Source organism: Clostridium zhoujianii (assembly GCF_051590805.1).
Taxonomy (GTDB): Bacteria; Bacillota; Clostridia; order Clostridiales; family Clostridiaceae; genus Clostridium.
On the sequence record NZ_JBPUTF010000004.1, the window covers coordinates 128,976 to 147,365 of the forward strand.

The following is an 18,390-nucleotide window of genomic DNA, read 5'->3' on the forward strand; positions in this document are numbered from 1 at the left end:
AATAATACCATATATTGTGTAATGGGGGTAGAGTGAATGCTATATGTAGTTAAGAGAGATGGCAGAGAGGTTGAGTTTAACTCTGAGAAAATAACAAAAGCAATAAGGGGTGCAGCCACAGAAGAAGGTTTAAGTTTAAGAACTAGCCAGATTTTTGATGTGGTTCAGAAAGTAATAAATTACATAGAAATGACTGAACAGCAAAGGATTACAGTAGAGGAAATTCAGAATTTAGTAGAAAAAGCTTTAAGAGATAATGGTCATGAAAATATATCAAGAGCTTATTCTAACTATAGAATAGAGAGAACACAAGTAAGAGAAATCAAATCAGATTTAATGAAAGCTATACAACAAATAGGTGTAGAGACTGATAGAGATAACGCAAATGTGGGAAATAATTTCAGTTCTAAACTATTAAGGATAGCATCAGAATCAAATAAGTGGCATAACTTAGCTGCGATGCCAAAACATTTATCTAAGGCACATGAAACAGGAGATTTATATTATCATGATCTTGACAGCTATAATCTAACTACCAATTGTTTACATATACCAACGAAAGAAATGCTAGAGAATGGATTTAATACAGGATACGGGATGATTAATGCTCCTAAGAGGATAGAGACAGCAGCAGAGCTCTCATGTATACTTTTACAATCAACGCAAAATGATATGTTTGGTGGACAATCCCACCCTGATTTTGATAATGATATGGGTATATTCGTTGAACCTACGAGAGAAGAGATTAGGAAAGATCTTGAGGAATTAGGAGTATCAGAAGAAAAGATTAATGAAGTTCTTGAGTTAAAGTTAAGAAATAGAGTTCATCAAGCTATGCAAGGTGTAGTGTATAACCTAAATACAATGCACTCAAGGGCAGGTTCTCAAGTACCTTTCAGTTCAGTAAATATAGGAATTCCTAATTCAGCAGATGCAGCATTAGTATGTGAGGTATTTTTATTAGAATATGAAAAGGGCCTTGGAAAAGGTGAACAACCAATATTTCCAAACATAATATTTAGAGTAAAAGAAGGGGTTAATAGAGAGGAAAATGATCCTTATTTCTATTTATATAAATTAGCATGCAGAGTAGCGGCTAAGAGAATGAATCCAACATTTATGAATATAGATGCTGATTTCAATAAAGAATACTATGATCAAGGATATATTCCTGCAACAATGGGTTGTAGAACGTATCTAATGAAGAATGTTAATGGAGAACCAGGTTGTAAGGGAAGAGGTAATATAGCACCTACTACTATAAATTTACCAAGAATAGGTCTTCAAGCTAAGTGCGATATAGATAAATTCTTTGAAATATTCCAACGAAGAATAGATCTTGCAAAGGAATCATTGATGCATAGATATGAAGTGTTAAAGAAGCTAAGAGTTAAGGATTTACCTTTTGTTGCGGGACAGAATTTAATGAAGGGATCAGAAGGATTATTACCAGATGATTCAATAGAACCAATATTAAAGCAAGGAACATGGGGAATTGGTTTCATAGGACTTGCTGAAACTTTAGTTGCCTTAACAGGAAAGCATCATGGAGAAGATGATAATTCAAGAGAGTTAGGTATAAGAATAATAACATTCTTGAGAGAAAATCTTGATAGATTAACTGAAGAAACTAAGCTAAATTGGAGTGCTTATGCTACACCAGCAGAAGGACTTTCAGGTAAATTTATTAAGCAAGATCAAAAGATATTTGGGATGATAGAAGGAGTTACTGACAAAGAGTACTATACAAATAGCTATCATATACCCGTAGGATTCCCTATATCAGTTAAGAGAAAAATTGATATAGAAGCTCCATATCACAAACTTTGTAATGGTGGACATATAAGTTATCTAGAAGTTGATGATAGTCCAACTGGAGAAACAATAATGGATATAGTTAATTACGCATATAGAAATACTAATATAAGCTATTTGGGGGTTAATTTCCATATAAGATATTGTAAGAATTGTGGGGAATCATTGCATAGCCATGAATCTAAATGTCCGAAGTGTGGAAGTAATGATATACAGGGCATATCAAGAGTTACTGGATATTTAAGTTTAGATGAGAGATTTGGTTCTGGTAAGTTACATGAAAGAGAAGATAGAGTAACTCATACAGAGTCCCATATTAACACTTACAAACACTAGGATTATATAATATAAGGTGTATCAAAATAACCATTTATTTTGATACACCTTTTTTATATTAAAATCACATATAAATCAATAAAAGTAAATATATAGAAAGATTATTATGCAATATTTATTAAAAATCTTGCAATTATAAGTAGAATATAGTTAAAAATCAAAAAATAACGAACTATATTGAATGAGTTAACTTGAATTCTTGCAAAAAAACTATATTTGGAAGTCTTATCTATTGTTATTTAATATTTAATGTGATAAAATTAGGTGGTAAAATAATAAAAAATGTTAAAATATATCCATTAGTTACTTAGTTGGGGAACTGTGAGTAAGTATGTTGTATGGGTATATCGAGCAATAAGAAATAAATATTAAGAAAGCAAAGGGGGATTATTCATGGCAATTAAAAATCTTAAAGATGGAAAGAAAATATATATTGTAGATACAACACTTAGGGATGGAGAACAAACAGCTGGAGTTGTTTTTGCAAATGAAGAAAAGATTGCTATAGCAACAATGCTAAGTGAACTAGGAGTAGATCAACTTGAGGTTGGGATACCAACTATGGGTGGGGATGAAAAGCAAGCTATAAAGGATATAGTTAAGAGAAATTTAAAGAGTAGCATAATGGCATGGAATAGAGCTGTTATATCAGATATACAAGAATCTATTGATTGCGGTGTAGATGCAGTAGCTATTTCAATATCAGTGTCTGATATACACATAAAGAATAAATTAAGAACATCAAGAGAATGGGTTCTTGAAAATATGGTTAAAGCAGTTGAATTTGCAAAGAAGAATGGAGTATATGTATCAGTAAATGGAGAAGATGCTTCAAGAGCAGATAGAGACTTCTTAGTTCAATTTATGAAGGTAGCTAAGGAAGCTGGTGCAGATAGATTTAGATATTGTGATACAGTTGGTGTTATGGGTCCATTCAAAATTGAAGAGGATATTAAATACTTACATGATAATACAGATCTTGATATAGAAATGCATACTCATGATGATTTTGGAATGGCTACAGCTAATGCAATTGCTGGAATCAGAGGTGGAGCTAATCATGTTGGGGTAACAGTAAATGGATTAGGTGAAAGAGCAGGAAATGCAGCATTAGAAGAGGTTGCAATGGCTCTTAAGTTTGTATATGGACTAGATGTGGACATGGATACTACAATGTTTAGGGAAATATCTAAATATGTATCAAGAGCATCAGGTAGAGAGCTTCCTATTTGGAAAGCTATAGTTGGAACTAATATGTTCGCTCATGAATCAGGAATACATGCTGATGGAGCTATTAAGAATCCTAAGAACTATGAAGCTTTTGATCCAAGTGTTGTTGGGTTAGAAAGACAAATTGTTATAGGGAAGCATTCAGGTAGGGCAGCAATAGTAAATAAATTCGAGGAATATAATATAGAGCTTACTAATGAAGAAGCAAATGGAATACTAGAATTGGTACGTTCTACTTCAGTAAGATTAAAGAGAACTTTATTTGATAAAGAGGTAGTTGCATTATATAAAGAGTATAAAAGATTAGAAAATGAAAACAGTACTAATCTCTAAATAAAAGCAATAAAAGCAATAAAAATACAGGGGGAAAGAAAATGGGCGATAATTTAGTTTATAAAATTTTAAAAAGTCATATTGTTGAAGGCGAATTAAAGGTTGGAGAACCAATTGCTATTAAAATTGACCAAACATTAACTCAAGATTCAACAGGAACAATGGCTTATCTTCAACTTGAAGCTATGGGCATTGATAGAGTTAAAACAAAAAGATCAGTGGCTTTCGTTGATCATAATATGCTACAACAAGGTTTTGAAAATGCTGATGACCATAAATTTATTCAAACAGTAGCATCTAAGTATGGAGTACACTTCTCAAAGCCAGGTAATGGGATATGTCATCAAGTATTTTTAGAAAGATTCGCTACACCAGGAGAAACATTAACTGGATCTGATAGCCATACTCCAACAGCAGGTGGAGTAGGTATGTTAGCAATGGGTGCTGGTGGTCTAGATGTAGCGTTAGCTATGGGTGGTGGTGCTTATAATATAAACACTCCTAAAGTAGTTAAGGTTAATTTAATTGGTAAGCTAAATAAGATGGTAGCATCTAAAGATATTATTCTTGAAGTTTTAAGAAAGCTAACAGTAAAGGGTGGAGTAGGAAAGGTCTTTGAATATGCTGGAGAAGGTGTTAAATCTCTTTCAGTTCCACAGAGAGCTACTATAACTAATATGGGAGCAGAACTTGGAGCGACTACTTCAATATTCCCAAGTGATGAAAGAACATTAGAGTATTTTAAAGCACAAGGAAGAGAAGAAGATTGGATCGAATTTAAGCCTGATGCAGATGCAGTTTATGATGAAGAAGTAGTTATTAATTTAGATGAGTTAGCACCATCAGCAGCTGGGCCTCATAGCCCAGATAATATAAAAACAGTTGAGGAATTTGGTAAGATTAAAGTTGACCAAGTTGCTATAGGTAGTTGTACTAATTCTTCATACGAAGATTTAATGAAAGTTGCTAAGATTCTTAAGGGTAATAAGGTTAATCCTAATGTAAGTTTAGTAATAGCACCAGGTTCAAGACAAGTTATGGAGATGCTTGCTAGAAATGGAGCATTAGCAGATATAATAAGCGCTGGAGCAAGAATACTTGAAAATTCATGTGGACCTTGTATTGGTATGGGTCAAGCACCTTCAACAGATGCAGTTTCACTTAGAACATTTAATAGAAACTTCTTTGGAAGAAGTGGAACATTATCTGCACAAGTATACTTAGTAAGTCCAGAGACAGCAGCAGTTTCAGCTATAACTGGAGTCTTAACAGATCCAAGAGAAATGGATGTAGATTTAACAATTGATATGCCAGAAAGATTCTTAATAGATGATTCTATGATTTTAGCACCAGCACCAACAAATGCTGAAGTTGAAGTTGTAAGAGGACCAAATATAAAGCCATTTCCAGTAAATGATGAATTAGGTGAAAAAGTTGAAGGTAAGGTATTAATTAAAGTTGAGGATAATATAACAACTGATCATATAATGCCATCTAATGCTAAGTTATTACCATTTAGATCAAATATTCCTTATCTTGCAGAATTCTGCTTTAACACAGTAGATACAGAATTCCCTAAGAGAGCTAAGGAGTACAATGGTGGATTTATAATAGCAGGAGATAACTACGGACAAGGTTCTTCAAGAGAACATGCAGCGTTAGCACCTTTATACTTAGGGGTTAAAGCAGTTGTTGCTAAATCATTTGCTAGAATTCATAAAGCTAACTTAATTAATAATGGAATAATTCCTATGGAATTTAAAAATGAAGCAGATTATAATAATATTGATTTAATAGATGATTTATTAATGGAAGATATTCAATCAGCTTTAGAAAATGGTACTGTTAAGGTTAAGAACTTAACTAAGGGCATAGAAGTTGAAGTAGCAGTAGATTTAACAGAAAAGGAAATTGAAGTAATTAGAGCTGGCGGAAGACTTAATTATGTAAAGAATAATAATTAGGTTTAAAAATAAATAAATTTTATCAAGAGTGGTGGAGGGACTGGCCCAATGAAACCCAGCAACCAACTTTGTAATTCATTTATTATAAAGTGATGGTGCTAATTCCTGTAATCTTTTCAGATTAGAAGATAAGAGAGTATTTAATAGAGTACGATTATAACTTTGTGCACTAGAGAAATATTCTCTAGTGCATTTTTATTTTATAGAAGTAGGTAAAAATAAGAGGAAAAATACTATAAAATAAAGTTATATATGGTGTATAAAATAAGAATTAATATTAAATGATAATCAATACTAAAAAGTATTGACATAACAAAAAAGTAAGATTATACTATAAATACAAATTAAATAATAACTTATCAAGAGTGGTGGAGGGACTGGCCCGATGAAACCCAGCAACCGATTTTTTAGTTCATTTACTAAAAAGGAATGGTGCTAATTCCTGTAGCCTTTAGGCTAGAAGATAAGAGGGTGAATTCATGGGCAAGTATATCATATGCGCTAGAGGTTTATTCTCTAGTGCATTTTTTATTATAAAAAAACACTTTTAGATAATAATAAATAGGGGGCATTAAAAATGAAAAAAGTAAAACAAATTGTATCAGTATTAATTTTAGGAGTAGTAGGATTTGGGCTTGTAGGTTGTGGAAAGGTAAATGATAAAAAAGTAGATGTAAAGAATATAACTATCGGGGTTTGCCCAGGACCATATGGGGATATGATTACTGAGGCAATAGCACCGCGGTTAGAAGCGAAGGGATATAAGATAACAATAAGAGAGTTTACTGATTATATTCAACCAGATAATTCTTTAAGTGAGAAAGAAATTGATGTAAATTTAATGCAGCATACAGAATATTTAAATAAATTTACAGCTGATAATAACTTAGAGTTAAGTCCAGTTATTACAGTGCCAACTTTAAGTATGGGAGTCTTTTCAAACAAATATAAATCATTAGAAGATTTACCTAATAAGGCAAAGATTGCTGTACCGGATGATGTTTCAAACTTAGCAAGAGCATTAAGATTATTAAAAGAAAATGGATTAATAGAAATTAAAGAAGGAATAGACGAAACAAAGGCAAGTTTAAAAGATATTTCTGTTAATAAGAAGGATATAGAATTTGTAGAGTTAGAGGGGGCTCAGCTACCAAGAAGTCTTGATAGTGTAGATGTTGCAACTGTACCTGGAAACTTTGCATATGCATCAGGATTTGATTATAAGGAAGCATTAGCAATTGAAAAGTTATCAGAGAACTATAAAAATATTATTGCTGTAAGAACAGCAGACTTAGATACTGAGTTAGGTAAAGATTTAAAAGATGCAGTTGAATCAAAAGAATATAAGGATATTATAGAGGGCGGAAAATATAAAGAGTTTGATAAGCCAGAATGGTATGTAAAGGCATGGAAATAGGAATTTAGAAATTAGGTAATATTGGGGGTAGGACTATGAGTAATAAAGATATTATAGAAATAATTAATGATAAAAATCGTATTGTAGTAGGAAAAGAAATAAATAAGAAATATTTGACTGATGGTCTGAAAAGAGATTTTGGTGAGGCTGATATTTTAGTATTTCCAATATCCACAAAAGAAGTTTCTGATATATTGAAATATGCAAATGATAATTTAATTCATGTAACACCAAGAGGAGCTGGCACTGGTTTAGTAGGAGCAACAGTTCCAACTGAAAGAGGGATAATATTAGATTTATCAAAAATGAATAACATATTGAATATAGATGAAGAAAACTTTACTGTAACAGTAGAGCCAGGAGTACTTCTACGGGATGTGCAATTATATGTAGAGGAAAGAGGATTGTTCTACCCTCCAGATCCAGGAGAGAAGAAGGCTACTATTGGTGGTAATATAAGCACAAATGCTGGTGGAATGAGAGCAGTTAAATATGGAGTAACTAGAGATTATGTAAGAATGTTAGAGGTAGTTTTAGCAGATGGAACAGTATTAAATCTAGGATCAGAAACAATAAAAAATAGTTCTGGTTTGGATTTAAAAGATTTATTTGTAGGTTCAGAAGGAACATTAGGGATAATAACTAAAGCAATATTAAAGATTATTCCTAAACCTAAAAATAGTGTAAGTGCAATAGTTCCATTTAAGACATTAAAAGATGGTATTAATTCTGTCATAAAGGTAATAAAAGAAAATGCAAATCCAACAGCTATAGAATTTATTGAAAGAAGAGCAATAAATAAAGCAGAGGATTACTTAAAAATCAAATTTCCATGCGATAAAGGTAATACATTTTTACTACTAACTTTTGATGGAGATGAGTTAGAGATAAACTCAAGTTATAAAAAGGTAGAAAAGGTAGTTATAGAAAATGGAGCCTTAGATTTTATATTACTAGAAGAGGAAGAGGATATTAATAGAGCATGGAGCATAAGAGGGGCATTAGTTACAGCTGTTGAGGCTGTTTCAGAGGAAGAACCTATAGATATAGTAGTTCCTATAAATAACATAGCTACTTTTGTAGAGTATACAAAAGAAATAGAAGAGAAGTATGGGATAGAGGTAGTTAGCTTTGGACATGCAGGAGATGGGAATGTTCATTTATGCGTTGTAAGGAACGGAATTGAGGAAAGTGAATGGAAGAAGAAGTCTCATGAGCTATTAGAAGAATTATATATGAAGAGCTATGAGTTGAGAGGACTACCATCAGGGGAACATGGAGTTGGTCTTAATAAAAAAGAGTTCTTTAGGAAGGTAACGAATGAAGCTAATATTCTGTATATGAGTAAGATTAAAGAGGCTTTTGATAAGAATAGTATACTAAATGCAAATAAGGTATTTAGATAGGTAGGTAAAGGTAATATTATAAGTATTAAAAGAGATTAAATAGAAAAACCGCATGCTATTATTAGCATGCGGGTTCTTTAGTTAAATAATAGCTTGTTTTTTTACAGGTGATTTAATATTATGTAATAAACAACAGTAGACAAAACATAAGAAGGAAGGAGAACAATATGTTAAGGTTAGAAGAAGCAAATAGATGTTTAGTATGTAAGAATGCTAGATGCAAACAGCATTGTCCTATAAGTACACCTATTCCAGAAGTTATTACACTTTATAAGGAGGGTAAAATTAAAGAAGCTGGTGAAATGTTATTTAAAAATAATCCCTTATCTTTAGTATGTTCAATAGTATGTCCCCATGAAGACCAATGCAGAGGATTTTGTATAAAGGGTATAAAAGGAGAACCAATAAGATTCCATGAAATAGAACAGGAAATATCAGAGCAGTACTTTAATGAATTAAAAATTGAAAAAGTAGATAAGACAAAAAACAGAATTGCTATAATTGGTAGTGGTCCTGCTGGTATAACAATAGCCTTTATTTTATCTCAGAAGGGATATAAAGTTACTTTATTTGATGCTCATGAAAAAATTGGTGGAGTATTAAGGTATGGGATACCTGAATATAGATTATCAAACTCTTTAATAGATAAGATTGAAGAAAATCTATTAGATAGTGGTGTTATGATAAGACCTAACACTTTAATTGGACCGGTAATAACTCTAGATGATTTATTCAATGATGGATATAAATCTATATTTATTGGAACAGGGGTATGGAATCCTAGAAAGCTAAATATTAAGGGTGAAACTTTAGGAAACGTACATTATGCTATAGACTATTTAAAATCTCCCAATGTGTATAGATTAGGAGAAAGAGTAGCTGTAATAGGAGCAGGAAATGTTGCTATGGATGCTGCAAGAGTTGCTAAGAGAAATGGAGCTAAGGAAGTATATATTCTTTATAGAAAAGGCGAAGAGGATATGTCTGCCACTAAGGATGAAATCAGAGAAGCTAAGGAAGATGATGTAAAATTCAAGAATTTTGTAGCACCTTTAGAAATAACAGAAGATGGCGTAAAGCTTGTACGCACAGAGAATATAGTTGGTGAAGACGGAAAGGTGTCTACTAAGATATTAGATGGGCAAGAAGAATTCTTTGAGTGTGACTCAACTATAATTGCTGTAAGCCAGGCACCTAAGGCTAATATAGTATCTAATACAACTCAATTAGAAACTAATAAATGGGGCCTTATTGTTACAGACGAAGAAGGACACACTACTAAAAAGGGTGTATTTAGTTCAGGTGATGTAGTAACTGGAGCTAGAACAGTTGTTGAAGCTGTTGTAAATGCTAAGTTAGTTGCAGAAGCAATGGATAAATACTGCCAAGAAAATTAGTTTTTAAGGATAAGTAAATTTGTATTTACTTATCCTATTTTTATAAATGAGCTTATTCCAAGTAATTAGAACTCTTTAAGCTATAGTGTGGTAAAATTATACTATTACAAAAATTATATTTGGGGGCTTTAAAATGAGAAAAGAAGAAGAGATAAAATTAAATCTAGAATCCCTTTGTGTGTATAAGGGGATATTTAAAGAAAAAGCTTTGGATAAGTTTAAGAGACTTGTTGATAAGTTATGCAGTGATAATTCTTTGGGGGAATGTATTGAAGCATATAATGATTTTACATATGACTTATTAAAAAAGGATATAAATTTATCATTTAAGGAATTAATAGTTGATGAGTTATTATTAAATGTTAATCCATTTAATTCAGCTATAGAGCATGAGGATAAGGTACCTACTTATTTAGTGGATGGAATAAAAGCAGAATTAAATTATTTAAATATCATAGCATCAATAAATAGTGATATGATAAAAACCTTATTATTAGATAAGTACGGTGCAAAGGATTCTACCGAAGCTAGGATAAAGTCACTAATTAGTTGGGGAGTAGAGGATATTGAATATGAAATTAAAGAAAACACAGAGGTAGAGATAATAAAGAAGGAATTTATAAATAGTACAGATTGGACAAGTTGTAATGATAAGTTAATAGAGTTCCATCAAGAGAATGGTACTGGAAGATGTGCAGCTTATAGAGCTTTTGTTTGGGAAAGGTATGACAATCAAGATGAAGGTAGCTTAAGGGAAGTAGTAGAGCCAGATCCAGTAAGATTATCGGATTTAGTTGGATATGAGCTACAAAAAGAAGAGATTATATCTAATACAAAACATTTCTTAAATGGATTACCAGCTAATAACTTATTACTATATGGATCTAGAGGCACTGGTAAATCATCAACTGTAAAAGCAATCTTAAATGAATATCATAGTGAGGGTTTAAGGTTAATAGAGGTAGATAAGGAGCAACTTAGAGATTTTACTAGAATAATAAGATTATTAAAGGATAAGAAACAAAAGTTTATTATATTTGTAGATGATTTAGTATTTGATGACAATGAAGATAGTTATTCAGCATTAAAAACTATATTAGAAGGTAGAATAGAAAATAGACCAAGTAATATATTAATCTATGCAACTACAAATAGAAGACATCTAATACAAGAAAAGTTTTCTGATAGGGATGATGTGAATTCAAAGGATACTATGGAAGAAAAGTTATCTTTAGCAGATAGATTTGGTATTACCATAAGCTTCTTTACACCAAATCAAAAAGAATTCTTGCAAATAGTTGATGGAATAGTTGAAACTAGGGGAATAGAAATAGATAAAGATACTCTTCATAGGGAAGCTTTAAAATGGGAGAAATGGCATAATGGAAGATCTCCTAGGTCAGCAACCCAGTTCATTGATTGGTTAGAAGGAGAATTATCTTTAAAAAGAGAGTGAAGATAATAAAATAGTTTGATTGTATGATAAGTAATAGTTAACCATTAATATAAGGATTGATTAACCAAAAGAAATACATTTACAATTACGTTATAAAGTGATAATATATAACCTATAAAAAGATAATAGTAATTATTTAATATTAAGGGAAATTATATTAATTTTGGAGGGGAAATAATGAAGCTAGAAGTAAAGAATTTAAAGAAGAGTTTTGGTGATACAGAGATTCTTCATGGTATTTCATTTTCAATTTCAAGTGGTAAAGCTTTAGGATTACTAGGGAGAAATGGAGCTGGTAAAACTACAACAATTAGAATATTAATGGATGTTTTTAAAGCTAATGAGGGGCAAATACTTATAGACGGGAAGGCGTTTAATCCAAAGGAATATCAAATTGGATATTTACCAGAGGAGAGAGGACTTTATCCTAAGAAAAAAGTAATAGATCAAATTGTATATTTAGCAAATTTAAGAGGGATATCAGTAAAGGAAGCTAAGAAGAATACAAAGAAATGGCTTGATAGATTAGGAATAGGTGAATATGAAAATAGACTATTAGAAACCTTGTCAAAGGGTAATCAACAAAAGGTACAATTAGCTCAAACCTTAGTTTGTAACCCTGAAATAGTAATTTTGGATGAACCATTTAGTGGATTAGATCCAGTAAATTCACAGGTTTTAAAGGAAGTAGTTAGTGAACTTATAGCTGATAATAAACTTGTTATATTCTCATCACACCAAATGAATTATGTTGAAGAATTCTGTGAGGATATAGCAATAATAAATCATGGAGATGTAGTTTTAAGTGGTAACTTAAAAGAAATTAAGAAAGAATTTGGTGAAAACAAATTAATTTTAAGTGCAAATAACTATACTTTAGATGAATTAAAATATATTTGTGAAAGAGACTATAAAGAAATTATAAAAGTAGATGGAGATAAGAAAGAATTTATAGTCTTAGAGCTTGTTGATGGGAAGAGTAAAAAGGATTTATTGAAAGCATTACTAAATTCAGATATTGATATAGATAAGTTTGGAACATATGAACCAACACTAAATGATATTTTTGTACTTAAGGTAGGTGATAAATAATGAATCAATTTTTTGCAGTATTAAGATTTGAGTTGACTAATTATTTTAAGAATAAGGGGTATTTAATTACAACAGGATTGATTGCAGTACTTTTAATTGTTGGACTAAGTATACCATCCTTTTTTAATATTCCTGGAATATCATCTAATAAAAATGAGTCTACCTCAGAGGCAAAAAGTGAGGATAAATCAAACTTTGTTATTTTTGATGAGGGAAATGTTATTAAAGATAAAAATATACTTGGTAGTGTATTTGAAAATTCAGAATGGAAAGTTGTAGATAGCAAAGAAGAGGTTAATAAATTAATAGAAAGTGATGAAGCAGAAACAGGATTTATTGTTAAATCGCCTACAGAATATTCTTATATAGTAAAGAATAGAAGTTTTGATGATGGGAATAAACCTATATTTGAATCCGTACTTTCAAGAATTAATCGTGAGAATTATTTAAAGGAAAAGAATATTAATGTAGATGAAATGGATGCATTATATAATACTCAAATAAATTCTGATGTAGAGATATTAGGTAAAGATAGTGTAAGTAATTTTGGTTACACATATGGATTAATATTTGTACTTTACTTTATGATAATTTACTATGGACAACTTATAGCAGTTTCAGTTACAACGGAGAAGAGTAACAGAGCAATAGAGGTTCTAGTTACAAGTACAAGTAGTAATAGCTTAATCTTTGGTAAAGTTATTGCAGCAGCAATTGCAAGTGTTGTACAAGTAGGAGTTATTATTGGATCAGGATTTTTATCTTACAAGTTAAATAGTGCTTCTTGGGGTGGGAAGTTAGATATGATATTTAATATTCCAATAGAAGTTATAGGGATATTTGCAGTCTTTGGATTACTAGGATACCTATTCTATAGCTTTATTTTTGGTACATTAGGAGCCTTAGTATCAAAGACTGAGGATATTAGTAAGAGTGCATCACCTGTAATGATGATATTTGTATTTGTATTTATGGCAGTAATGTTTAGCTTAACAAGTCCTGAAGGTATCTTAATGAGGATATTATCATTTGTACCATTTAGCTCTTGCATGGCAATGTTTGTTAGAGTTGCAATGGGAGGAGTATCAGGCATTGAAGTAGCAATATCTCTTGCAATTTTGGTTGTATCAACTGGTCTTGTAGGTATTATTGGAGCTAAGATTTATAGAAGAGGTACATTAATGTATGGAAATCCAGTGAAATTTACAAATGCATTAAAGTGGCTTAAAAAAGAATAGGGTATGTAAGTTATTAGGTCCCTGCAGTAATTTAAAAGCTGTAGGGACCATTTATATTCATTAAAGGAACTAGATTAAAGTGATATAATATAATTAGTAAAAGATATAGGATGTGAGCAAGATGGGAAAAAAGATAAGATTATCAGGAATCGCATATGAGAGCTTAGTTAATGGACCAGGTATGAGAAGAGTATTTTTCTCGCAAGGATGCAAACATAATTGTAAAGGATGCTTTAATCCAGATACTCATAACTTTTCAGGTGGAAAAGAAATGGATATGGATGAATTAATAGAGGATGTATTAGATAATCCTATGATAAAGGGAGTTACCTTTAGTGGAGGAGATCCATTTGAAAGAGCAGAAGAATTCGGGTATATGGCTAGTAAATTCAAAGAAAATAATTTAAATCTTTGGAGTTTTACGGGATATACTTATGAATATATCATGAGTAATTTAGATAATAGGGTTGGATGGAGAAATCTTATAAATAATTTAGATGTATTAGTTGATGGAAGGTTTGAAGAAAGTAAGATGGAAGATGGATTAAAGTTTAAGGGGTCTTCTAACCAGAGAATTATAGATATACCTAAAAGTATTGAAGAAGGTAAAGTTGTACTTTGGAATGAATTATAAGGAAAAAGAGGATGATTAAGATTATCTTAATCATCCTCTTTTTGGTGTAGTGAATTAAAAACTGGAAAACTAATAGCAGCAATTAGTACTGACAATATAATAATATGTATTTTACCAAGGAAATATTTCCAATTGATAAAAAATAATATATAATGAAGTTAAAACTGTGGGGGTGTTTAGAGATGAGAAAGGGAAAAAGAATATTAGTAATAGTGGGAGTATTAATGAGTTTAGCTTTAATTGGATGCTCTGGCAAAGAGGAAGGACTTACTGATGAATTGATTAGCATAAGTGCTGACAATGAAGTTAGTGAAGATGGCAACTATGTACTAGTGGTAGAATTAAAAGATGGCGCTAAAAATGTAGAGTATACTTTGGTTGAAAATGGTAAAATTATTGATGTTAAAGAAGATCTTCAAGGAAGTGCATTAAAGGAATATGTAATGCAAGGTAAGAAGGTAGGGGCGTATAAATATACTTTAAATGCTAAGGATGATAAAGATAATGAAGTTAGCAAAGAAGTAACTGTAGAGGTAAAGGGAGAAAGTAAAGATTCTAAAAAGACAGATACTGATTCTAAGGAGAATGAAGAGGAAAAAGAATCTACAGATTCAGGGAGTAATGAAAAAGTACAGGGTACATGGGATGCAGATAGTAAGGATTATAAAGCTGGAGATGAGGTAACTTATAATGATAAGACATATGCATGCTTACAGGGACATACATCACAAGATGGTTGGAACCCAACAAGTACACCGGCTCTTTGGAAAGAAAAAAAATAGAGTGATTAAAGCCTGTTGATATCAACAGGCTTTAATCTATATCACATTTCTACTTTAAAATAGTTAGTTGGATTTGTCATATTTATGTATGAAATTGATAAAATCACTTTTGATATCTTTATTAAGATGCCCATATTTATATAAGATACATAAGGTAATAGGAATTTCAGGTTCTAACTTCACAAAGGCGAAATCCTTATAGAAGGCTGAATAGCTAAATATATTTGGCATTATTGTAGCTTTATTATTTAATAATATATGGCTTAAGATAAACTCAATAGTTGAACTTTGTACACAATTATATGTGGATAATGTCCTATATTTATCATAAATATACTTAGAATAATAGAAGTATTCTGGATCTGGTAACAATAAATTAGTATCATTTAGATCATTAATAGATATAAAGGGTCTATCAGCAAAAGTATTATTCTTTGGAACAACAACAGAGAGATAATCATTAAATAAAGGTACTGCAGTTATTGATTTAGGTAGATGATCAGTGTGAATTAATTTTGTTACAGCTATATCAATAAAATCAGTTTCAAGCATATTTATAAATGCGGTACTTGAATTTTCAATTATCTTTAAGTTTACATTTGGAAACGTAGATAAAAATTTATTGATATCTTTCATTATAAATTCTGAAGCCCCTTGAGAGATACCTACAGTTAATGTAATAGGTGAATCTTTAGAGGGATTTTTAAATTCAGAAGAAAGTTTTGAAAAATCATCTAATAATTTTTCAGCCTTGCTCTTAAACTCATATCCAGCAATGGTCAATTCAATATTCCCTTTATATCTAAAAAATAGCTCTAAGTTTAATTCTTTTTCTAGATTCTTGATTGTTTTACTAATAGCAGGTTGAGAAATATTCAAAGCAACTGATGCTTGAGAAAAACTTCTAAATTTCGCTACTGCTATGAAGCATTGTAAATGTCTTATATCCATAGTATTTAACCTCACTTATATAATAATATATTATATACAAACGATTTACTAAATACAATCTTGAAGGAAAAGGTTGAAAAATATAGTGATTTTATAAAAATATAGAATTGACTTGTATGTGAAATTATAAAGTAGTAATATTTATAAATATAGAAATATATATATTGAAAAAATGTATTTTTTTTCAATATATTATAACTTTAAGTTATAAACTTATAATTTAAAGTTATAAAGAGCTGTGTATTATTAATGACATAGTAAATATATAAGGAGGAGATAATATGAAAAAAACAATTAAGAAACAGGCTATTCTATTATTAATTATTAGCATAATAAGTTTATTAATGCCATTCAATGTTGTAAGTGGTGTAGGAGCGATTGAAGAGAAAGAGCAGATAAATTTAGGTACTATAGCTAATTATAATGGTGTTATTTTTGGAAATCATACGGCTACAGGTGCCGATACAGAAGGAGCATTGGCTGTCGAAAGAAATTCAGATATAAGTGTTGCAGGTTTTTCTTATGGAGCTAATTTTGAATATTATGATAATGTGCAAGTAGGTGATCCAATAAGGGATGATTTTAAAGTAGCACTTCTAATAGAGGGTAAGATAATTGGGGATAAAGCTAAAGGGATTATTAGGGATGATGGAAAGGCAGTTGTTAATGATAAAAATGAACAGGAAGCAAGAGAGGTATTAAATTTAGCTAGTGAAGGAACGGATATTATATCTTTAGAAGAAAATATATTAGATAAACAGTTTGATAAATTTAGATTAGAGACACAAAACTTAGAGAATAATTTAGAGAGCTTTATGCCAGGAAAAAACGGAAAAAATATTATATCAGATGAAAGTGGACCAGTGATAGAACTTGAAGAAGCAACAACAAACAAGAAAGTACTTGTGTCAGATGAAGAAGATTTATCATCTATTGGTACATTGTTCTTTAACGATTTAAGCAAATATTCTACTGTAATAATTAAGTCAAAATCAGAGGAAATTAATTTTGACAATGGCTCAATATTTTATAATGGAAATCAAGTTGCAATATTACCACATAGTGACTTATTAAAGGAATTAGCCCCAAAGGTAGTATGGTACTTTCCAAATGCAAAGCATATAACTATAGATGGTGGATATGCAGTAGTGGGAAGTGTAATTGCACCAGAAGCTACTTTGGATGGAAATAGTGGCAATGTAAATGGGCAGGCAATCTTAAAAAATTTAAATCAAAAGAGCGGATTTGAACTACATAATTTTTATCATAATATACCAGAAGAGGATACTGGAAATTGTATTTTACAAAAAGTGGATAATGAAACAGGTGAGAGTTTACAAGGCGCAGAATTTAGATTGTTAAGTTCAAATGGTGAATTATTAGAGGAAGGGTTAGTTACTGATGAAGATGGAATATTAGAGATTAAAGACTTATTACCTGGAGATTATCAAGTAATAGAAACAAAAGCACCAGATGGATATGAGTTAGATTCAACTCCATTAAGGTTTACTATAAATCCTGATGTGACAAAAGAAATAAAATTAACTATGGAAAATAAAAAGAAGGAAGAGATCATTAAAAAAGGGTCAGTGAAGTTGAAGAAGGTAGATAGCGAAACAGGTGAAGGCTTACAAGGCGCAGAATTTAAATTGTTAAGTTCAGGTGGTGAATTATTACAGGAAAGATTAGTTACTGATAAAAGTGGAATATTGAAGATTAAAGACTTAGTATCTGGAGATTATCAATTAATAGAAACAAAAGCACCAGATGGATATGAGTTAGATTCAACCCCATTAGAGTTTACTATAAATCCTAATGTAACAAAAGAAATAAAATTAACTATGAAAAACAAAAAAAGGGATATCGTTTCTATAAAGAACTTAGTTAAGCTGATAAAGGTAGATGAAGAAGTAAGACAGCCGTTATCAGGAGTAGAATTTAAGTTAGTGGATTTAAATGATAATATAGTAAGAGAACAATTATTCACTGATGAAAATGGAATTATAGAGATAGAAAATCTAGTTCCTGGTGAGTATAAATTAATAGAAATAAAGGCTCTGGACGGATATGTATTGGATTCAAGTCCTATAGACTTTGATATTGATAATAATGAGGAAATAAACTTAGAGAAGACAAATAAAAAAGAGAAAAATAATAGTGTTGATAATATATCTAATAAACCTAAGACAAGTGATAATAATAATCTAATTATATATATAGTAAGTTTTATTTTGGCTACACTATTAATAATTTTAATTACAATTAGATATAAAAATTGGGCAAAAACTAAATAGATAGGATTATAAGTTTATATAAAAAAGTTAGAATTACTTTAAGTA

General features: G+C 30.7%; 13 protein-coding genes and 2 riboswitches. Of the genes, 12 read left to right on the forward strand and 1 reads right to left on the reverse strand.

Annotation, left to right across the window (positions count from 1 at the left end; genetic code table 11):
* Positions 1-36: 36 nt before the first annotated feature.
* The 11 genes from nrdD (at position 37) to ACSYT2_RS16585 (ending at position 15,100) form a co-directional block, all read left to right on the forward strand.
* A complete protein-coding gene (gene nrdD / locus ACSYT2_RS16535; RefSeq protein ID WP_430857869.1) occupies positions 37-2,151 on the forward strand; it encodes an anaerobic ribonucleoside-triphosphate reductase in 2,115 nt (704 codons plus the stop codon).
* Between the two features lie 393 nt (positions 2,152-2,544).
* Complete coding sequence (gene nifV, locus ACSYT2_RS16540) at positions 2,545-3,714, forward strand: homocitrate synthase (RefSeq protein ID WP_430857868.1); 1,170 nt, start codon at positions 2,545-2,547, stop codon at positions 3,712-3,714.
* Positions 3,715-3,755: 41 nt separating this feature from the next.
* The gene (locus ACSYT2_RS16545; RefSeq protein ID WP_430857867.1) at positions 3,756-5,678 is read left to right on the forward strand and encodes an aconitate hydratase; all 1,923 of its coding nucleotides are present in this window, start codon (positions 3,756-3,758) and stop codon (positions 5,676-5,678) included.
* Between the two features lie 16 nt (positions 5,679-5,694).
* A riboswitch (SAM riboswitch) is annotated at positions 5,695-5,813 on the forward strand.
* A gap of 218 nt (positions 5,814-6,031) precedes the next feature.
* A riboswitch (SAM riboswitch) is annotated at positions 6,032-6,148 on the forward strand.
* Between the two features lie 107 nt (positions 6,149-6,255).
* On the forward strand, positions 6,256-7,095 hold the full coding sequence (locus ACSYT2_RS16550; RefSeq protein ID WP_438385219.1) for a MetQ/NlpA family ABC transporter substrate-binding protein: 840 nt from the start codon (positions 6,256-6,258) through the stop codon (positions 7,093-7,095).
* A 35-nt stretch (positions 7,096-7,130) separates the two neighbouring features.
* Positions 7,131-8,501, forward strand: a complete 1,371-nt coding sequence (locus ACSYT2_RS16555; RefSeq protein ID WP_430857865.1) for an FAD-binding oxidoreductase — start codon at positions 7,131-7,133, stop codon at positions 8,499-8,501.
* A 146-nt stretch (positions 8,502-8,647) separates the two neighbouring features.
* Positions 8,648-9,898, forward strand: coding sequence for an NAD(P)-dependent oxidoreductase (locus ACSYT2_RS16560; RefSeq protein WP_430857980.1), 1,251 nt, complete (start codon positions 8,648-8,650; stop codon positions 9,896-9,898).
* 133 nt (positions 9,899-10,031) lie between these two features.
* On the forward strand, positions 10,032-11,354 hold the full coding sequence (locus ACSYT2_RS16565) for an ATP-binding protein (RefSeq protein ID WP_430857864.1): 1,323 nt from the start codon (positions 10,032-10,034) through the stop codon (positions 11,352-11,354).
* A gap of 177 nt (positions 11,355-11,531) precedes the next feature.
* Entirely contained in the window at positions 11,532-12,446 is a 915-nt protein-coding gene (locus ACSYT2_RS16570) for an ABC transporter ATP-binding protein (protein WP_438385220.1), read from the forward strand.
* A complete protein-coding gene (locus ACSYT2_RS16575; RefSeq protein ID WP_430857862.1) occupies positions 12,446-13,684 on the forward strand; it encodes an ABC transporter permease in 1,239 nt (412 codons plus the stop codon). Before ACSYT2_RS16570 ends, ACSYT2_RS16575 begins: the two co-directional genes overlap by 1 nt.
* Before the next feature lie 121 nt (positions 13,685-13,805).
* On the forward strand, positions 13,806-14,318 hold the full coding sequence (nrdG, locus tag ACSYT2_RS16580; RefSeq protein ID WP_430857861.1) for an anaerobic ribonucleoside-triphosphate reductase activating protein: 513 nt from the start codon (positions 13,806-13,808) through the stop codon (positions 14,316-14,318).
* Between the two features lie 182 nt (positions 14,319-14,500).
* Entirely contained in the window at positions 14,501-15,100 is a 600-nt protein-coding gene (locus tag ACSYT2_RS16585) for a carbohydrate-binding protein (RefSeq protein WP_438385221.1), read from the forward strand.
* 63 nt (positions 15,101-15,163) lie between these two features.
* Here the strand turns inward: ACSYT2_RS16585 and ACSYT2_RS16590 are convergent, their stop codons facing one another.
* Complete coding sequence (locus ACSYT2_RS16590) at positions 15,164-16,051, reverse strand: LysR family transcriptional regulator (protein WP_430857859.1); 888 nt, start codon at positions 16,049-16,051, stop codon at positions 15,164-15,166.
* Positions 16,052-16,332: 281 nt separating this feature from the next.
* Between ACSYT2_RS16590 and ACSYT2_RS16595 the strand changes: the two genes are divergently transcribed.
* Positions 16,333-18,345 (forward strand): SpaA isopeptide-forming pilin-related protein, encoded by a 2,013-nt coding sequence (locus tag ACSYT2_RS16595; protein ID WP_438385222.1) that lies wholly within the window; start codon positions 16,333-16,335, stop codon positions 18,343-18,345.
* Positions 18,346-18,390: the final 45 nt, after the last annotated feature.